Origin of the sequence: Citrobacter sp. C348 (assembly GCF_047467975.1) — a bacterium.
GTDB lineage: Bacteria > Pseudomonadota > Gammaproteobacteria > Enterobacterales > Enterobacteriaceae > Citrobacter > Citrobacter gillenii.
In genome coordinates this window covers 70621-86734 of sequence record NZ_JASJUJ010000006.1, presented here as the reverse complement: position 1 = coordinate 86734, position 16114 = coordinate 70621, and the positions used below count along the sequence as shown (strand labels likewise).

Below are 16114 nucleotides of genomic sequence, written 5' to 3'. Positions count from 1 at the left end.
TGTGCGAAAGACAAATCGGTTGCCGTTTGTTGTTTCAAAATTGTTAACAATTTTGTAAAATACCGGCGGATAGAACGACCCGGTGGACGACGGGTATAAATTAAGAGGTCATGATGAGCACTGAAATCAAAACTCAAGTCGTGGTACTTGGGGCAGGCCCGGCAGGTTACTCTGCTGCCTTCCGTTGCGCAGATTTAGGTCTGGAGACCGTCATCGTAGAACGTTACAGCACCCTTGGTGGTGTTTGTCTGAACGTCGGCTGTATCCCTTCTAAAGCGCTGTTGCACGTAGCAAAAGTTATCGAAGAAGCGAAAGCACTGGCCGATCACGGTATCGTCTTCGGTGAGCCGAAAACCGATATCGACAAGATTCGTACCTGGAAAGAAAAAGTTATCACCCAACTGACCGGCGGTCTGGCTGGTATGGCTAAAGGCCGTAAAGTGAAAGTGGTAAACGGTCTGGGTAAATTTACTGGGGCTAACACCCTGGAAGTTGAAGGCGAAAACGGTAAAACCGTGATCAACTTCGACAACGCTATCATCGCGGCGGGTTCCCGTCCGATTGAACTGCCATTTATTCCGCACGAAGACCCGCGTGTGTGGGACTCCACCGACGCACTGGAACTGAAAACCGTACCAAAACGCCTGCTGGTTATGGGTGGCGGTATCATCGGTCTGGAAATGGGGACCGTTTACCATGCGCTGGGTTCAGAGATTGACGTGGTTGAAATGTTCGACCAGGTTATCCCTGCTGCCGATAAAGACGTGGTAAAAGTCTTCACCAAACGTATCAGCAAGAAATTCAACCTGATGCTGGAAACAAAAGTGACTGCCGTTGAAGCGAAAGAAGACGGTATTTACGTTTCCATGGAAGGCAAAAAAGCACCTGCTGAAGCACAGCGTTACGACGCCGTATTGGTTGCTATTGGTCGTGTACCGAACGGTAAAAACCTCGATGCAGGCAAAGCGGGCGTTGAAGTTGACGACCGTGGCTTTATCCGCGTAGACAAACAGCTGCGTACCAACGTACCGCACATCTTTGCTATCGGCGATATCGTCGGTCAGCCGATGCTGGCGCACAAAGGTGTTCATGAAGGCCACGTTGCCGCTGAAGTTATCGCTGGTAAGAAACACTACTTCGATCCGAAAGTGATTCCGTCCATTGCCTACACCGAACCAGAAGTTGCCTGGGTCGGTCTGACTGAGAAAGAAGCGAAAGAAAAAGGCATCAGCTACGAAACCGCCACCTTCCCGTGGGCTGCTTCTGGCCGTGCTATCGCTTCTGATTGTGCAGACGGTATGACTAAACTGATTTTCGACAAAGAATCTCACCGTGTTATCGGTGGTGCGATTGTCGGTACCAACGGCGGCGAGCTGCTGGGCGAAATCGGTCTGGCGATCGAAATGGGCTGTGATGCGGAAGACATCGCGCTGACCATCCACGCACACCCGACTCTGCACGAGTCCGTGGGCCTGGCAGCTGAAATATTTGAAGGTAGCATTACCGACCTGCCGAACCCGAAAGCGAAGAAGAAGTAATCTTCTAACTTTGTAAGAAACGCCTCTTCGGAGGCGTTTTTTTTTCCTGTAACGACCTGTAATTTCAGATAATCTGCCGGGTAGCACTCGTGCTGACCCGGCCTTCGGTTTTCCCCCGTTTTACTGCGCGACGGGGTGCCAGCTTTTATCCGGGGCGTAGGTGGTCAACGCCTGCGCTTTTTCTTGTGATGCTTCACCAAGATCTGCCTGGTAGACGGTGTCATCGCCGTTAATCATAAAGCTCATCACGCCCGTATGACCGTAGCTGACGGGCCAGGCCACCATCGCAAAGCCGCTGGTTTTGTCGGGAAGGATGCGGAAACGATAACCGTGATAACCCGTGCCAGGCTCTTGCGGGCTGAATGCTGGGCCCAGAGGACTAGGCGCTTCGCCAGGTGCGACAGGCCAGTACAGACCATCCTTTTTCCCTTCCGTGCTGACAACCTTCTGCGCATACTTCTGGTTCATCGCAAAATAGCTCTGCTGAGCATCCACATAGGCGTGTAATGCCTCGATGGCGGCGAGTTCGTTGCGGCCAATTTCGCGAGTCTGGATCTCTTCGGCGGCTTGCTGCATATCAAATTGCCAGCCGGATGTGGTTTTGATAACCGGGATTGGCAACTGCCAGCCGCTGTCCCCGACAACAAGGTGCGCGGTATTGCCCTCGACGACGGTATTATGATGGACCTTCCAGTCACGCAGGAAGCGATCAACGGCATCAGGATCGACACCTTCTGGCGGCAGAAAATCGCGCCAGTCTTCTCCAAGCAGGTTGTTCATCGCACTTTCATTTTGTTCACCGATCGCGCTTGCCAGTGCGTCGGTTGCCTGGTCTGGTGTACTGAAAGATTGCTGTGCCATCGCGGTGGCCGAAACCATGAACAACACCATTCCACTGAGTAATTTCATTTTCATGTCGGTTCCCTTAACGATGGCGGAGTTCACGGTGTTCAGCGCGCCCGCCGGATGCCTGGCGCGATGGTTGGTTGCGGGATATTTCCCTGCTCTGAGCGCCTCGCTGCTGCTGTGCTTGCCAGCTGCCTGAGCGACTATCGTTACCGCTCAGCGCATTGGCGCGCGGCTGGCTGGTTCGCTGTTGGATATTGCGTTGTTGCACATTGCGTTGCTGTGCAGGTTGCGAAACCCGTTTCTCCTGTCTCTGCGCGGTCGTCTGGCGAGTCTCTCGTTGTTGCGTGCTTGTCCGCTTCGCGGTTTGTGGTTTTGTGTCGTAGCCACGGTAGTTATTACGCTGGGAAATTTGCTTTAACTGCTGGCTCGATGCCTGACGTTGGGCATCTTTTGTTCCCGGACGCGCGGTCTGAGGGAACGTTTTTCCCGTTGATTTCTCCATCTGGCTCATAGCGGCCTGGCGCTGGCTATCGCGGTTGGCCGAACGTTGCGGGGTTTGCTGGGTCGCACTGAGCCCCGTTGCCGTATTCGTGGAATGGAAACGGTTATTGAGCTGGTTATTCGCATAGGGCACACCCTCACGATAGGCCGGGTTATGCTGCCAGGTCCGGTTGGCGTCGGTCAGACGTTGTCCGCTTATTTTATTGAAGTTATCAACGTTGATATTGATGTTGTTATCGCCGTTGCGGTTATAACCGCCATGATTATCCCAGTCATCATTATTATGGTGGTGGTCCCAGTCGTCGTCATCATCCCAGTCGATGTTGCTGAAGATGGCATAGGTGGTCGCTACCCCCAGGCTGAAGCCTAAACCGTTAACGAAGCTGCTGCCAAATTGCTCACCGGGCGATGGCGGCAGATAGGTGGGCGGGTAGGCGGTATTTGGCCAGGTGCCGTACACCGTATTCGGGTTATAGGTCGGAACGTAAACCACCTGTGGATCGGCGGATTCAATTTTAATAACCGTTGGGCTTGTTGTGGTGGTGGTCGTGGTATGGGTTGTCGACTGACTGGTGTCGGTTTTCGTCGGTGCAGGCTTTGTTACGGTGGTAACCGTCTGCTGCGGCGTTGATTGTAATGCCCCGGTTTGCTGCGCCAGTACGCGCAGGCGTTGAATGGAGTCCATCACGTCCTGTGGTTGCGCGAGGAAAGCATCACCCAGGCTTTGTACCCACGGCGGATTTTCACCTAACAGCGACATCAACTGAGGAAACGCGACCAGCGATTTTACGCTGGGGTCCCAGGGTTGCCCGGCAACGGCCTGAATAGCGGCGTCACCCTGCATTTTAGGATTGTCTTTAGACCACTGCGCGGCCTGGATAACGTTGGCCGGATAGGTCGCCGCCATCAAAATTTGCGACAGCAATGCATCCGGGTACAGCGCGACTGGCGCAACCCACTGATCGATTTGTGCGGCAGTGTATGTTGGTGCGACAGCGGGCGCGGATTGCACGGCAGGTGCAGCTACGGGTGCTGGAGCAGGTGCTGAAGGTTGTTGTGCGACAGGGGCCGGTGCAACGGGTTCCGTTGTGCGACTTTTGACGAACATCACGCCAGAGGCGGCAAACAGCCCGGCACTGCACAGAAAGACGAGCAGATGTGGCTTAAAGGGCAACTTCATAAAATGACTCCAACGAGACAAGCGCTGTGCCGTGAGGCGTTTCTGTTGCCGCGAGTATTATTCACCCGTGTTTTACAGTTTTGACTTTTATTGGGTAACCGCCCGGTATGTCCGGAAAAAGAGTGTGAACATTTATTACACAATTATATCTGCTGCCTGAAAACGCGTTGAAATATTCTGATGCCGCCGTTTTAAATCAATCGCTTTAAGAGAGTGGGAGGGGACAGAAATTCGCCTCGCCTCCTTGCTATACCATTCTTAACGATTCAGCCAATTTTTTATGTTGCTTTTTTGTAAACGGATTAACACTTAGTGAAAATCCTGTTATTGTGCCTTATGCGGTACCGGGCATTTACCCTACAAACTGCTGTCTCACAGGAGCGTGAAGAGAATCGCCTACCGCATATGACAATGAGAGCGAGGAGATACCGTCGTGCTAGAAGAATACCGTAAGCACGTAGCTGAGCGTGCCGCCTTAGGGATTGTGCCAAAACCGTTAGACGCAACCCAAATGGCCGCACTTGTCGAGCTGCTGAAGACCCCGCCTGTGGGCGAAGAAGAATTCCTGTTAGACCTGTTGATCAACCGCGTTCCTCCTGGCGTAGATGAAGCCGCTTATGTTAAAGCGGGTTTTCTTGCTGCCGTCGCCAAAGGCGACACTATGTCCCCGCTGGTGACACCCGAGAAAGCCATTGAACTGCTGGGCACCATGCAAGGCGGATACAACATTCATCCGCTGATTGACGCGCTGGACGATGCGAAACTGGCGCCGATTGCTGCTAAAGCACTGTCCCATACGCTGTTGATGTTCGATAACTTCTATGACGTAGAAGAAAAAGCCAAAGCGGGCAACGCCTACGCGAAGCAGGTAATGCAGTCCTGGGCCGATGCCGAATGGTTCCTGAACCGTCCAGCACTCGCTGAGAAAATGACGGTTACCGTGTTCAAAGTGACCGGCGAAACCAATACCGACGACCTGTCTCCGGCTCCGGATGCATGGTCGCGTCCGGATATCCCTCTGCACGCGCTGGCGATGCTGAAAAACGCCCGTGAAGGTATTGAGCCGGATCAACCGGGTGCCGTTGGTCCGATCAAACAGATTGAAGAACTGCAGAAGAAAGGCTACCCACTGGCCTACGTGGGCGACGTTGTCGGCACCGGTTCTTCCCGTAAATCTGCGACCAACTCCGTACTGTGGTTCATGGGCGATGACATCCCGAACGTGCCGAACAAGCGCGGCGGTGGTCTGTGCCTCGGTGGTAAAATTGCGCCAATCTTCTTCAACACCATGGAAGATGCAGGCGCGCTGCCGATTGAAGTGGACGTAAACAACCTGAACATGGGCGACGTGATTGACGTTTACCCACTCAAAGGTGAAGTGCGTAACCATGAAACCAATGAACTGCTGGCGACCTTTGAGCTGAAAACCGATGTGCTGATTGACGAAGTACGCGCCGGTGGCCGTATTCCGTTGATCATCGGTCGCGGCCTGACCACCAAAGCGCGTGAAGCGCTGGGTCTGCCGCACAGCGACGTATTCCGTCAGGCGAAAGACGTGGCGGAAAGCAACCGCGGCTACTCGCTGGCACAGAAAATGGTCGGTCGTGCCTGCGGCGTTACCGGTATTCGCCCGGGTGCTTACTGTGAACCGAAAATGACCTCTGTAGGTTCTCAGGACACCACCGGTCCAATGACCCGTGATGAACTGAAAGACCTGGCGTGCCTGGGCTTCTCCGCAGACCTGGTGATGCAGTCATTCTGTCATACCGCCGCCTATCCGAAGCCGGTTGACGTGACCACGCACCACACGCTGCCTGACTTCATCATGAACCGTGGCGGCGTCTCGCTGCGTCCGGGCGATGGTGTTATTCACTCGTGGCTGAACCGCATGCTGCTGCCGGATACCGTCGGTACCGGTGGTGACTCGCATACCCGTTTCCCGATCGGTATTTCCTTCCCGGCGGGTTCTGGTCTGGTAGCGTTTGCTGCGGCAACCGGCGTGATGCCGCTGGATATGCCGGAGTCAGTGCTGGTGCGCTTCAAAGGCAAAATGCAGCCGGGTATCACCCTGCGCGATCTGGTCCATGCGATCCCATTGTACGCGATCAAGCAGGGCCTGCTGACCGTTGAGAAGAAAGGTAAGAAAAACATCTTCTCCGGCCGCATCCTGGAAATCGAAGGCCTGCCGGATCTGAAAGTCGAGCAGGCATTTGAACTGACCGATGCGTCCGCTGAGCGTTCTGCTGCTGGCTGTACCATTAAGCTGAACAAAGAGCCGATCGTTGAGTACCTGACATCTAACATCGTCCTGCTGAAGTGGATGATCGCAGAAGGTTACGGCGATCGACGTACGCTGGAGCGTCGTATCCAGGGCATGGAAAAATGGCTGGCGGATCCACAGCTGTTGGAAGCCGACACTGACGCAGACTATGCGGCAGTGATCGACATCGATCTGGCGGATATCAAAGAACCAATCCTGTGTGCGCCGAACGATCCTGACGACGCGCGTCTGCTGTCTGACGTGCAGGGTGAGAAGATCGACGAAGTGTTCATCGGTTCCTGCATGACCAACATTGGTCACTTCCGTGCCGCAGGTAAGCTGCTGGATGCGCATAAAGGCCAGCTGCCGACCCGTCTGTGGGTGGCACCGCCAACCCGTATGGATGCCGCACAGCTGACCGAAGAGGGCTATTACAGCGTCTTTGGTAAGAGCGGGGCGCGTATCGAGATCCCGGGCTGTTCACTGTGCATGGGGAACCAGGCGCGTGTGGCCGACGGTGCGACCGTGGTGTCAACGTCAACGCGTAACTTCCCGAACCGTTTAGGTACCGGCGCGAACGTCTATCTGGCGTCTGCGGAACTGGCGGCAGTGGCTGCGCTGATTGGCAAGCTGCCAACGGCGGAAGAGTATCAGACCTATGTTGCCCAGGTGGATAAAACCGCCGTGGATACCTACCGTTATCTGAACTTTGACCAGCTTTCTCAGTACACTGAGAAAGCGGACAGCGTGATTTTCCAGACGGCGGTATAACTCGCTAGCGGATTTTGCGCAAAAACGCATCAATGCCCGGAGAGGTCAACTTCTTCGGGCATTTTTATTTCTATTCCTTATGCCCGTTACGCTTTTTTTCTGCCGCGCTGCTGCGATAATTACAGCAAGGTGCAGTGCGGTATTGGCGCATTGCCGGGAGCAGAGGAACACATTATGGATTACGAATTTCTGCGCGATATTACCGGAGTGGTAAAAGTGCGTATGTCCATGGGCCACGAAGTGGTAGGGCACTGGTTTAATGAAGAAGTGAAAGAAAACCTGGCCTTACTGGATGAAGTGGAACAGGCAGCGCGTGCGGTAAAAGGCAGTGAGCGTTCCTGGCAGCGGGCAGGGCATGAGTACACGCTCTGGCTGGATGGCGAAGAAGTGATGGTGCGTGCCAATCAACTGGAGTTTACGGGCGACGAAATGGAAGAAGGGATGAACTATTACGACGAAGAGAGTTTGTCTCTGTGCGGCGTCGAGGACTTCCTTCAGGTAGTGGCGGCATACCGCGAATTTGTTCAGCAGAAATAATGACTGCCTCCCTGTCGGGAGGCGGTTTTCATTTAGTGGGCAAAAGTGAGATGAAACAATCTGGCGGTCAGTTTCTCCGGTAGTGAAATCATTAATTCATGTTTGTTGATCGTTGGCTGACAGAGCACTTTGGCGAAGTGCGGGTAAACGCAACTTGCCTGCGTGACGCCACCGAGTGGTAGCGTGATTGAACTCCGCTCACTTTCCATACGCCAGACCGCCAGCCAGGCTTCACTGTCGTTGCGCAGACCAAATGCCAGCCACGGTGACGCGAAAGAGGGCATGCCCAGAGGCCAGAACGGCTCGAGGTGAGGGATCTGCTGGCGAAACGATTTATACAGTGCGATCCCTTCCTGAACCAGTTCGAAACGCTCTTCACTCAGTTCCGCCAGATGCCCGCTTTGATGAACCCGCAGCAGCAGGCTATTCACCATGTTCATCACCACTTCTTCACGGTCGCCTTCACGTAAGGGATAAGACCAAATGGCGGCCTGTTCAGGCGTTACCGCCGAGGCCGCAGCGGCGGCAATCGAGGCCATTAAGCGATAGTCGGTCTGATCGGTAACGGATTGAATGCTGTGCTGCTGCAAAAGCGCATAGTCCATGCGCAAGCCGCCACTGCCGCAGTTTTCAATCACCAGTTGCGGGTAGCGAGCCATGATGTTTTTCAGCCAGCTAAGATAAGCCCTATTGTGCTGTAGCAATCCGTCGCCGGGGCTGTCGGCTGCGTACTCTGTCCCGATACCCGCATTAATGTTGTAATCCATTTTGATATAGCTGATGCCATATTCCTCGACCAGACGGGAAATAACCCGATCGGCATGCTCCAGCACTAAAGGATGGCGAAAATCCAGCTGATAGCGCTGATGGTCAATAACCCGTTTACTGTGGCGCAGGAAAAAACACTCATCAGGTAAGGATTGCGCCAGCGGGCAGGCAATCCCCATCACTTCCAGTTCCAGCCACAACCCCGATTTCATGCCTTTGGCGGTAATATAATCGAGCGGTTCACGGATCCCTCCAGGGAAGCGCGTTGGTGCGGGAAGCCATTCGCCGACCCCGTCCCACCATTCACCATCAGAGTACCAGCCGCAGTCGATACAAAAGTACTCACATCCCGCCTTTGCGGCGGCGTCAATGAGTGGCAGCAGCTTCGCGGTGGTTGGATCGCCGGAAAGACAGTTCATATAGTCATTGAATATCACCGGGAGCCACTGGTTATCCTCCGACGGGCGCACTATTTTTCGTCGATAACGGGTAATTTCCCGTAGCGCGTCTTGCAACCCTCCCTGAACCAGCGCTACGGCGACCGGTACGGAAGTAAAGGTTTCTCCCGGTGCGAGATTTTTCCACCAGTGGCTTTCATTCTCGGTGGGGCCGCTGACTTGCAAATAGAGATGGTCGCGGAAATCGCCGATTTCCCACTGCCATGAGCCGCTGTGTTCAATCTGCCACAGTAGCGTGGTGCCAGCTGCGGTATCCTCAAAAGCGGCGCAGGGCAAATAACCGATGCTGGACCAGGTTCCGGTACTCTCAACCGAGAGACGATCGAGTGAAAAATGGTTCACTTTATCCAGCCCGAGGTCCGGCAGTGAGCGACTCTTCCACTGTGCCTCGCCGTACCAGTTATTGTGCGGCAAGTGCAGAAGCGCTGTTTTTTCCCATTGCTGGCTATTGATGGCAAACAGCGTTAAGGAGCTGACATATTCCAGTCCGAGGTGCTCAGGGGAATCATTGCGTACCTCGCACCAGACTCGTACCGTACGCGTGTCGCGAAAATGCTGAAGGTGCCAGCCTACGGTTATCGCTTCACGGCTAAGGCTGATTTCAAGCTTCTTGCCCAGCTTATTTTCGCTAAAACGATGGGACTGGTAGCGTAACGATGAACCCGGCTCGCTACCGGTATGCTTCCGGGCATGGTGATCGTTTTGGTTGTAGCCGCTGGCATGTACCTGTACCAGCGGAAACTCTCCGTGCGCTGCAGAATCCGAGGTTGTTGAAAACCGGCTAATATAAATTTGCTGTTTTTCATTAAGCGAAAAAGAAATATGCAAATTATCTTCAGTAAATTCTATAAAACTCATGTCCGATACTCCCTTTTATCATCGGCCAATGTTGCGTAATTTTTTTCCTGCCATTAGATTCTGTTCGATTTTTTCTAGTGAAATGTTTTTTGTTTCAGGAACAAAGAAATAAATAATGATAATGGCTGTAAGGTTTAATAAAGCATATAAGTAGAACGTATGAGCGCTACCTAATGTATTGAGTAGCGACAGGAAGGTCGCACTGACAATCATCCCGGCGATATGGCAGGTAAATGTGGAGCAGGTAATGCCAAATTCACGCCCTTTTAATGGCTGAATTTCGGAGCATAATAACCAGATTAGCGGGCCTGCTGACATAGAAAAACCGACGATAAACAGCAGCAGCATCGCCACGGTGACGCCTTTCTCCATCACCGATAACGCATCACCACCCAGTAGTGAGCCTACCACGCTCATCGCAATGCCCATGGTGATAAAACCAATATACAGCATAGGTTTACGTCCCCAACGGTCGACGAAGCCGACGGCGATAAAGGTCGCCACCGTCATCACCAGGCCAACGATTACCGTTCCCCACATTTGGTCTGCCGTGGAGCTAAAGCCAATTTCGTGGAAGATGCGTGGCGCGTAGTACATCATCACATTGACGCCGGAGAACTGTTGCATGATTTGCAGGACGATCCCTAATCCGACGCTACGGCGAAAGTGTTTATTTTCTTTAAATAAATGCCAGCCGTGTTGTTTAACTTTAAGCTGTTCTTTAATTTCCTGCAGCTCGCTTTCAACCTCTTCGCGGCTGTTGCGCAGGCGCAGCAATACGGCTCTGGCATCCTCCTCTCTGCCATGCATCATCAGCCAGCGTGGGCTGCGAGGCAGGAACAACGCGCCAAACAGGAAAATCAGTGATGGGATAGCGACAACCAGCAGCATTCCACGCCAGTTGCCGCTGTAGCTGAAGGCGGTATTGGTCAGAAAGACGATTAAAATTCCGAGGGCAATCATTAACTGATAAGCAGAAATCATCGCGCCGCGGATATTTTTTGGCGTGATTTCAGAAAGATAAAGCGGCGTTGCGTAAGATGCGACGCCGAGGCCAACACCGAGAATCAAGCGCCCGGCGATCAACATATCCGCGCTGACGGCACAGGTACAGATAATGGCACCGATACAGAATGAGCCAGCGGCAATGAGCAAGGCATATTTACGGCCTAATCGATATGCCAGAAAGCCGCTGCACAGGGTCGCAGCTGCGGCACCGACCATCATTGAACTGACGATCCATTCTTGTTGGTTATCAAGTAGATGATATTCTTTGGCGATAAGCGGGAGCGCGCCGGAGATGACGCCAATATCCAGACCGAATAACAAACCGGCGAGAGCCGCTAACAGACAAATCCAAATCACCTGTGGCCGTGTTTTATTGACGGATGCTGCAACAGGAAACGGACTATCTAATTGCATAAGGATTACCTTTGTTAGTTTTGTTTATACCCGACATACTTCAAGCCACATCTTTGTTGGCTGCCTGCGCTTACCCCGGTTACGTACTATTTGTATGTACCCAGGGATGCACTTAGTTGCCGTAGCGATGCAACTCGAATTATTTAGGCTATAGAGATGTCTAAAATACTTAATCGATTTCGTATTATTTATGCTAGATCTGAAAAATAACGATAGCAATGGCTTTTCCTACGTAATTGTGATCTCTTCAACATAATCATGTTGTGTTAAAATGATTTTTTATTGTCATCGGGAAATTAATGGTTTAGATTGCAGAAATATCCTTGTCTGAAGCAATTTAGTCCATGCGGAAAAATGAATATTAAAGAACTTGCTGAGTTTCTGAATCTTTCTACGGCGACGGTCTCGAAGGCGTTGAATAACAAAAGCGATATCAGTAACCATACGCGGAAAAAAGTGCTGGAGGCGGCGGAAAAACTGGGCTATCGGCCGAATGCTTCCGCCCGGCATCTGCGCAGCGGTAAGGTGGGGGCCGTGGCGCTGCTGCTGCCTGCCGCAGACGGCGGCAACGTTCATACCGCATCATTTTTTGTGCGTATTGCCAGAGGGCTACAGTCCAGCTTGAAAGCCAGCGGTATCGATCCTGTCATCCACATCACCACAGATCGGCAGGGGGAGCAGCAACTGTTGCAAAAAATCATTGAGCAAAACCGTGCGGATGCGGTCATCCTGACGGATACGCGTATTGATGATGAGCGGATTTTATTGCTGAACGATCGACGGTTTCCTTTCGTCACGATGGGACAAAGTCGGGTGCTGAAAGGGCATTTTAACTGGGTCGATTTCCACCATGAAGAGATGGGGCGGCAGTGCGTGCGTTTTGCGCTGCGTCAGGGGGCAAAGCGTATTGCTGTTGCGACGCTAGGTGCTGACAGCATGCATGGGCTGCAGTTTCTTGACGGCTGTCTGGAGGAAATGCGTGAAAGTGGACAAACGCCGAACGACGGGCTGATTTTCTTTGGTGCCGTTGCTGAGTCATCTGGTGAGGAGGCCATGCAGAAGTTTATGCAGCAAAATGCAAAGCCTGACTTTATTATTTTTATTAACGACTTTCTGCTGATGGGCGCCTGCCATTATCTGGCTGGATTGCCTGATTGCGGTCTGGATGAAAAGTCGATGCTGTGCGCCACGGCGAGCAGCGACTTTTCGTCACGGGTGATGTCGTCCGCCTGCCTGTTTACCGTCGATCACGAAGAGGTCGGGCGACAGTTGGGCGAAGCGGTACTACGGGTGACACAGGGGGATAACGCGGTGAAGTCGGTTTTGCTGACGCTGCCGGTCAACGCCATCCGGCATCACATTATTTAACGTAGGCCAACAGGCTCAGGGAGTCACGCGCCAGCGCTTTGCACTTTTTGGCAACCGGGATCCCGATACCGCTTAAATCGCGATAGCTGTCTTCACCGAGTGATTTCATGTCGAAGGTGTCGTAATTACTGAGGTCCCACTGGTTCTGCTGGGCAAAAAAGACCAGTGCGCGACGGATCTGCCCATTGGGCAAATTCTGGTATCCACAGTCATTTTTCAGAAAGACAAACACTGCCGTTAAATCGGCCATATCTTCGGCTTCGGACTCGCTGAGCGCGTAGCTATTTGCGCATACGGCCATCAGGCTGCCGAACAAAATTGTTCTGAAAAACGTCTTCATTGCTTCTACCACTGCATCACGGAATTTAAACGTTAGCACACTGCGAGCGAAGCGACGACCTTTATTATCAGCGGTTCACTTGACCTTCCCGTAAGGGGAAGGCTTATGCTTAAAAGATAGCCTGCTTAAGCTGCTGAATATAAGGAAGTGATTATGCAACGTCGTGACTTTTTAAAGTACTCCGTAGCGCTGGGCGTCGCGTCAGCGTTACCTCTCTGGAGCCGTTCGGTTTTCGCTGCTGAGCGTCCTGCGTTACCTATCCCTGACCTGTTAACGACAGATGCTGCCGATCGTATACAGTTGATCGTTCAAGCCGGGCAGTCGACCTTTGCAGGTAAAACCGCGACCACCTGGGGATATAACGGTAATTTACTGGGACCGGCGCTGAAACTGCAGAAAGGTAAAGCGGTCACCGTTGATATCCATAATCAGCTGGCCGAAGAGACGACGCTGCACTGGCACGGCCTGGAAATTCCCGGTGACGTCGATGGCGGACCGCAAGGGGTTATTCAGGCGGGCGGGAAACGTTCTGTGACCTTCACGCCCGAACAACGGGCAGCGACCTGCTGGTTCCACCCACATCAGCACGGCAAAACCGGTCGTCAGGTGGCGATGGGGCTGGCCGGACTGGTGCTGATTGAAGATGAGGACATCCACAAACTGCTGTTGCCGAAACAGTGGGGCATTGATGATGTTCCGGTGATTATTCAGGACAAACAGTTCTCCGCAGACGGACAAATTAACTATCAGCTGGATATGATGACCGCCGCCGTCGGGTGGTTTGGCGATACGCTGCTGACTAACGGGGCGATGTATCCGCAGCATGCCGCGCCGCGCGGTTGGCTGCGTCTGCGTTTGCTGAATGGCTGTAACGCCCGCTCACTTAACGTGGCGGCCAGCGACAACCGTCCACTGTACGTCATTGCCAGCGACGGCGGACTGTTGGCAGAGCCGGTGAAAGTCTCCGAGCTGCCCATGCTGATGGGCGAACGGTTTGAAGTGCTGGTGGATATCAGCGATGGCAAAGCTTTTGATCTGGTCACGCTGCCGGTGAGTCAGATGGGGATGGCGATTGCGCCCTTTGATAAGCCGCATCCGGTGATGCGCATCCAGCCATTGCGTATCACCGCTTCCGGTACGCTGCCGGACACGTTGACCACCCTGCCAGCCTTGCCTTCACTGGAAGGACTGACGGTGCGCAGGCTGCAGCTGTCTATGGACCCGATGCTCGACATGATGGGCATGCAAATACTGATGCAGAAATATGGCGACCAGGCCATGGCAGGCATGGGGCATGGGCAGATGATGGGGCATATGAATAATGGCGAGATGGGCCACGGTAAAATGAATCATGGCAACATGAATCACGGTAATATGAATCACGGCAATATGGGCAGCATGGACCACGGCGGGACGTTCGATTTCCATAATGCCAACCGCATTAATGGCCAGGCATTTGATATGAATAAACCGATGTTTGCCGCGACGAAAGGTCAGCACGAACGCTGGGTGATTTCCGGGCAGGGCGACATGATGCTGCATCCGTTCCATATTCACGGCACCCAATTCCGCATTCTGTCTGAGAACGGTAAAGCACCGGCCGCGCATCGTGCGGGCTGGAAGGATACTGTTCGTGTTGAAGGCGGCGTCAGCGAAGTATTAGTGAAGTTTGATCACGATGCACCGAAAGAGCATGCCTATATGGCGCACTGCCATCTGTTAGAGCATGAAGACACCGGCATGATGCTCGGCTTTACCGTGTAACAAAATGACCGGATGGCATTTTTGCCATCCGGTAAAACAGGATGTTCTTAAAATGGGCATTTACCGTTTCATTCATTAGCGCGGCGGATATACTGATATGATTAATAATAAATCATGAGGTTAGAATGGATCTTTTCCGCAAGGTACTCACCGCATCTTTTGTCATGATGGTGGCGATTTCAGCGCATGCCGAAATGAAAATGCAACGCCAGAATATCCCGCAGCTCAATTTGAGTATCGAAATTCCGCAAGCGCTGACGCCAATGTCCGACGAAATGGCGAAAATTAAGTACCCTTCGGAAAATCGTCCGCAGGTTATTTATGGCGACGAGCGTGGCAAGGCCTCTTTAGGGATGACCGCCGGGCGCAGCGCGTTGCCCGCATCACAGTTGGATCAAGCGAAAGATGCGATGCTAAAAATGCTGACTAACTTCAAACCGCAGGCGGAAGCCGTGACCGTGGATGGGCATAAAGCCTGGCTGATTACCTTCCGCTCCCAGGCGCCGGATACCGAAATCCTGAATATGATGCTGGTAACGTCGGAAAAAGATAAAGCCGTGCAGGTCGCTTTTAATATGACCAAAGATTTGGTTGAACAATATCAGGATGTGGCGAAAGCATCGTTAATGTCGCTTAAATTTGATAAGTGATTGTTGTCAAAAATCTGAGAGCAATAAAATACCCGCAGTAAATAGCGGGTATTTTTATTGAGTCTTGCCCAGGGCGGCCAGGGAAGACCCATGTTCTCTGTTCTGATGTGGGGTAAAGATACCGTCATAGGACAACAGATGCCGCGAATAAAGGCTTTTACTGGTATACTTCGTACCTTGCGCTTAGATGCTGTCTTATTAAGAGTGAGCATTGAGTGATTTGTTTTTAAATCATATGGTTAGAGATATGAAACATACTGTAGAAGTCATGATCCCGGAAGCGGAGATCAAAGCGCGCATTGCTGAACTCGGGCGTCAGATTAACGAACGTTACAAGGACAGCGGCAGTGACATGGTGCTGGTTGGTCTGTTACGCGGCTCATTTATGTTTATGGCAGACCTGTGCCGTGAAGTGCATGTCTCCCACGAAGTCGACTTCATGACTGCCTCAAGCTACGGCAGCGGCATGTCGACTACCCGTGATGTTAAAATCCTCAAAGACCTGGATGAAGACATTCGTGGTAAAGATGTACTGATTGTCGAAGATATCATCGACTCCGGTAACACGCTGTCAAAAGTGCGTGAAATCCTCAGCCTGCGCGAGCCGAAATCTCTGGCTATTTGTACGCTGCTGGACAAACCCTCCCGTCGTGAAGTGAATGTTCCAGTCGAATTTATCGGCTTTTCCATTCCGGATGAGTTTGTTGTCGGTTATGGCATTGACTACGCCCAGCGTTATCGCCATCTGCCGTATGTTGGCAAAGTGGTACTGCTGGACGAGTAAAACTGCGAACGTGCCTGATGGTGAGCGTTTTGTAGGCCGGGTAAGGCGTAGCCGCCCCCCGGCAAT

General features: G+C 52.6%; 12 protein-coding genes. 7 read left to right on the top strand and 5 right to left on the bottom strand.

What is annotated here, in order from left to right; translation table 11 throughout:
• The first annotated feature begins 113 nt into the window (after positions 1 to 113).
• A complete protein-coding gene (gene lpdA / locus QNN86_RS13005) occupies positions 114 to 1538 on the top strand; it encodes a dihydrolipoyl dehydrogenase (protein WP_096758280.1) in 1425 nt (474 codons plus the stop codon).
• 120 nt (positions 1539 to 1658) lie between these two features.
• Here the strand turns inward: lpdA and QNN86_RS13000 are convergent, their stop codons facing one another.
• Positions 1659 to 2453: a DUF2950 family protein gene (locus tag QNN86_RS13000; RefSeq protein WP_096758279.1), complete on the bottom strand. Its 795-nt coding sequence runs from the start codon at positions 2451 to 2453 to the stop codon at positions 1659 to 1661.
• 10 nt (positions 2454 to 2463) lie between these two features.
• Positions 2464 to 4068 (bottom strand): DUF3300 domain-containing protein, encoded by a 1605-nt coding sequence (locus QNN86_RS12995; RefSeq protein WP_414211227.1) that lies wholly within the window; start codon positions 4066 to 4068, stop codon positions 2464 to 2466.
• A 433-nt stretch (positions 4069 to 4501) separates the two neighbouring features.
• Between QNN86_RS12995 and acnB the strand changes: the two genes are divergently transcribed.
• Positions 4502 to 7099, top strand: coding sequence for a bifunctional aconitate hydratase 2/2-methylisocitrate dehydratase (acnB, locus tag QNN86_RS12990; protein ID WP_414211226.1), 2598 nt, complete (start codon positions 4502 to 4504; stop codon positions 7097 to 7099).
• A gap of 174 nt (positions 7100 to 7273) precedes the next feature.
• Complete coding sequence (yacL, locus tag QNN86_RS12985; protein WP_096758276.1) at positions 7274 to 7636, top strand: protein YacL; 363 nt, start codon at positions 7274 to 7276, stop codon at positions 7634 to 7636.
• 32 nt (positions 7637 to 7668) lie between these two features.
• Here yacL and QNN86_RS12980 read toward each other — a convergent pair whose 3' ends face one another.
• Together QNN86_RS12980 and QNN86_RS12975 are read right to left on the bottom strand one after the other, a co-directional pair.
• Positions 7669 to 9720, bottom strand: a complete 2052-nt coding sequence (locus QNN86_RS12980) for a glycoside hydrolase family 36 protein (RefSeq protein ID WP_414211225.1) — start codon at positions 9718 to 9720, stop codon at positions 7669 to 7671.
• An 18-nt stretch (positions 9721 to 9738) separates the two neighbouring features.
• Positions 9739 to 11142, bottom strand: coding sequence for a sugar porter family MFS transporter (locus QNN86_RS12975; RefSeq protein WP_414211224.1), 1404 nt, complete (start codon positions 11140 to 11142; stop codon positions 9739 to 9741).
• A gap of 354 nt (positions 11143 to 11496) precedes the next feature.
• Between QNN86_RS12975 and QNN86_RS12970 the strand changes: the two genes are divergently transcribed.
• Positions 11497 to 12510 carry a LacI family DNA-binding transcriptional regulator gene (locus tag QNN86_RS12970; RefSeq protein WP_181540035.1) on the top strand — a complete coding sequence of 338 codons (1014 nt, stop codon included), beginning with the start codon at positions 11497 to 11499 and terminating at the stop codon, positions 12508 to 12510.
• Here QNN86_RS12970 and QNN86_RS12965 read toward each other — a convergent pair.
• Positions 12503 to 12850: a YacC family pilotin-like protein gene (locus QNN86_RS12965; RefSeq protein WP_096758273.1), complete on the bottom strand. Its 348-nt coding sequence runs from the start codon at positions 12848 to 12850 to the stop codon at positions 12503 to 12505. The two genes, QNN86_RS12970 and QNN86_RS12965, sit on opposite strands and share 8 nt — an antisense overlap.
• 153 nt (positions 12851 to 13003) lie before the next feature.
• Here QNN86_RS12965 and cueO point away from each other — a divergent pair, with 153 nt between their 5' ends.
• From cueO to hpt, 3 genes are all read left to right on the top strand, one after another.
• Positions 13004 to 14614: a multicopper oxidase CueO gene (gene cueO / locus QNN86_RS12960; RefSeq protein WP_414211223.1), complete on the top strand. Its 1611-nt coding sequence runs from the start codon at positions 13004 to 13006 to the stop codon at positions 14612 to 14614.
• Between the two features lie 125 nt (positions 14615 to 14739).
• Positions 14740 to 15264 carry a hypothetical protein gene (locus QNN86_RS12955; RefSeq protein WP_414211222.1) on the top strand — a complete coding sequence of 175 codons (525 nt, stop codon included), beginning with the start codon at positions 14740 to 14742 and terminating at the stop codon, positions 15262 to 15264.
• A gap of 247 nt (positions 15265 to 15511) precedes the next feature.
• Positions 15512 to 16048, top strand: a complete 537-nt coding sequence (gene hpt / locus QNN86_RS12950) for a hypoxanthine phosphoribosyltransferase (protein ID WP_003018658.1) — start codon at positions 15512 to 15514, stop codon at positions 16046 to 16048.
• The last annotated feature ends 66 nt before the right edge of the window (positions 16049 to 16114 follow it).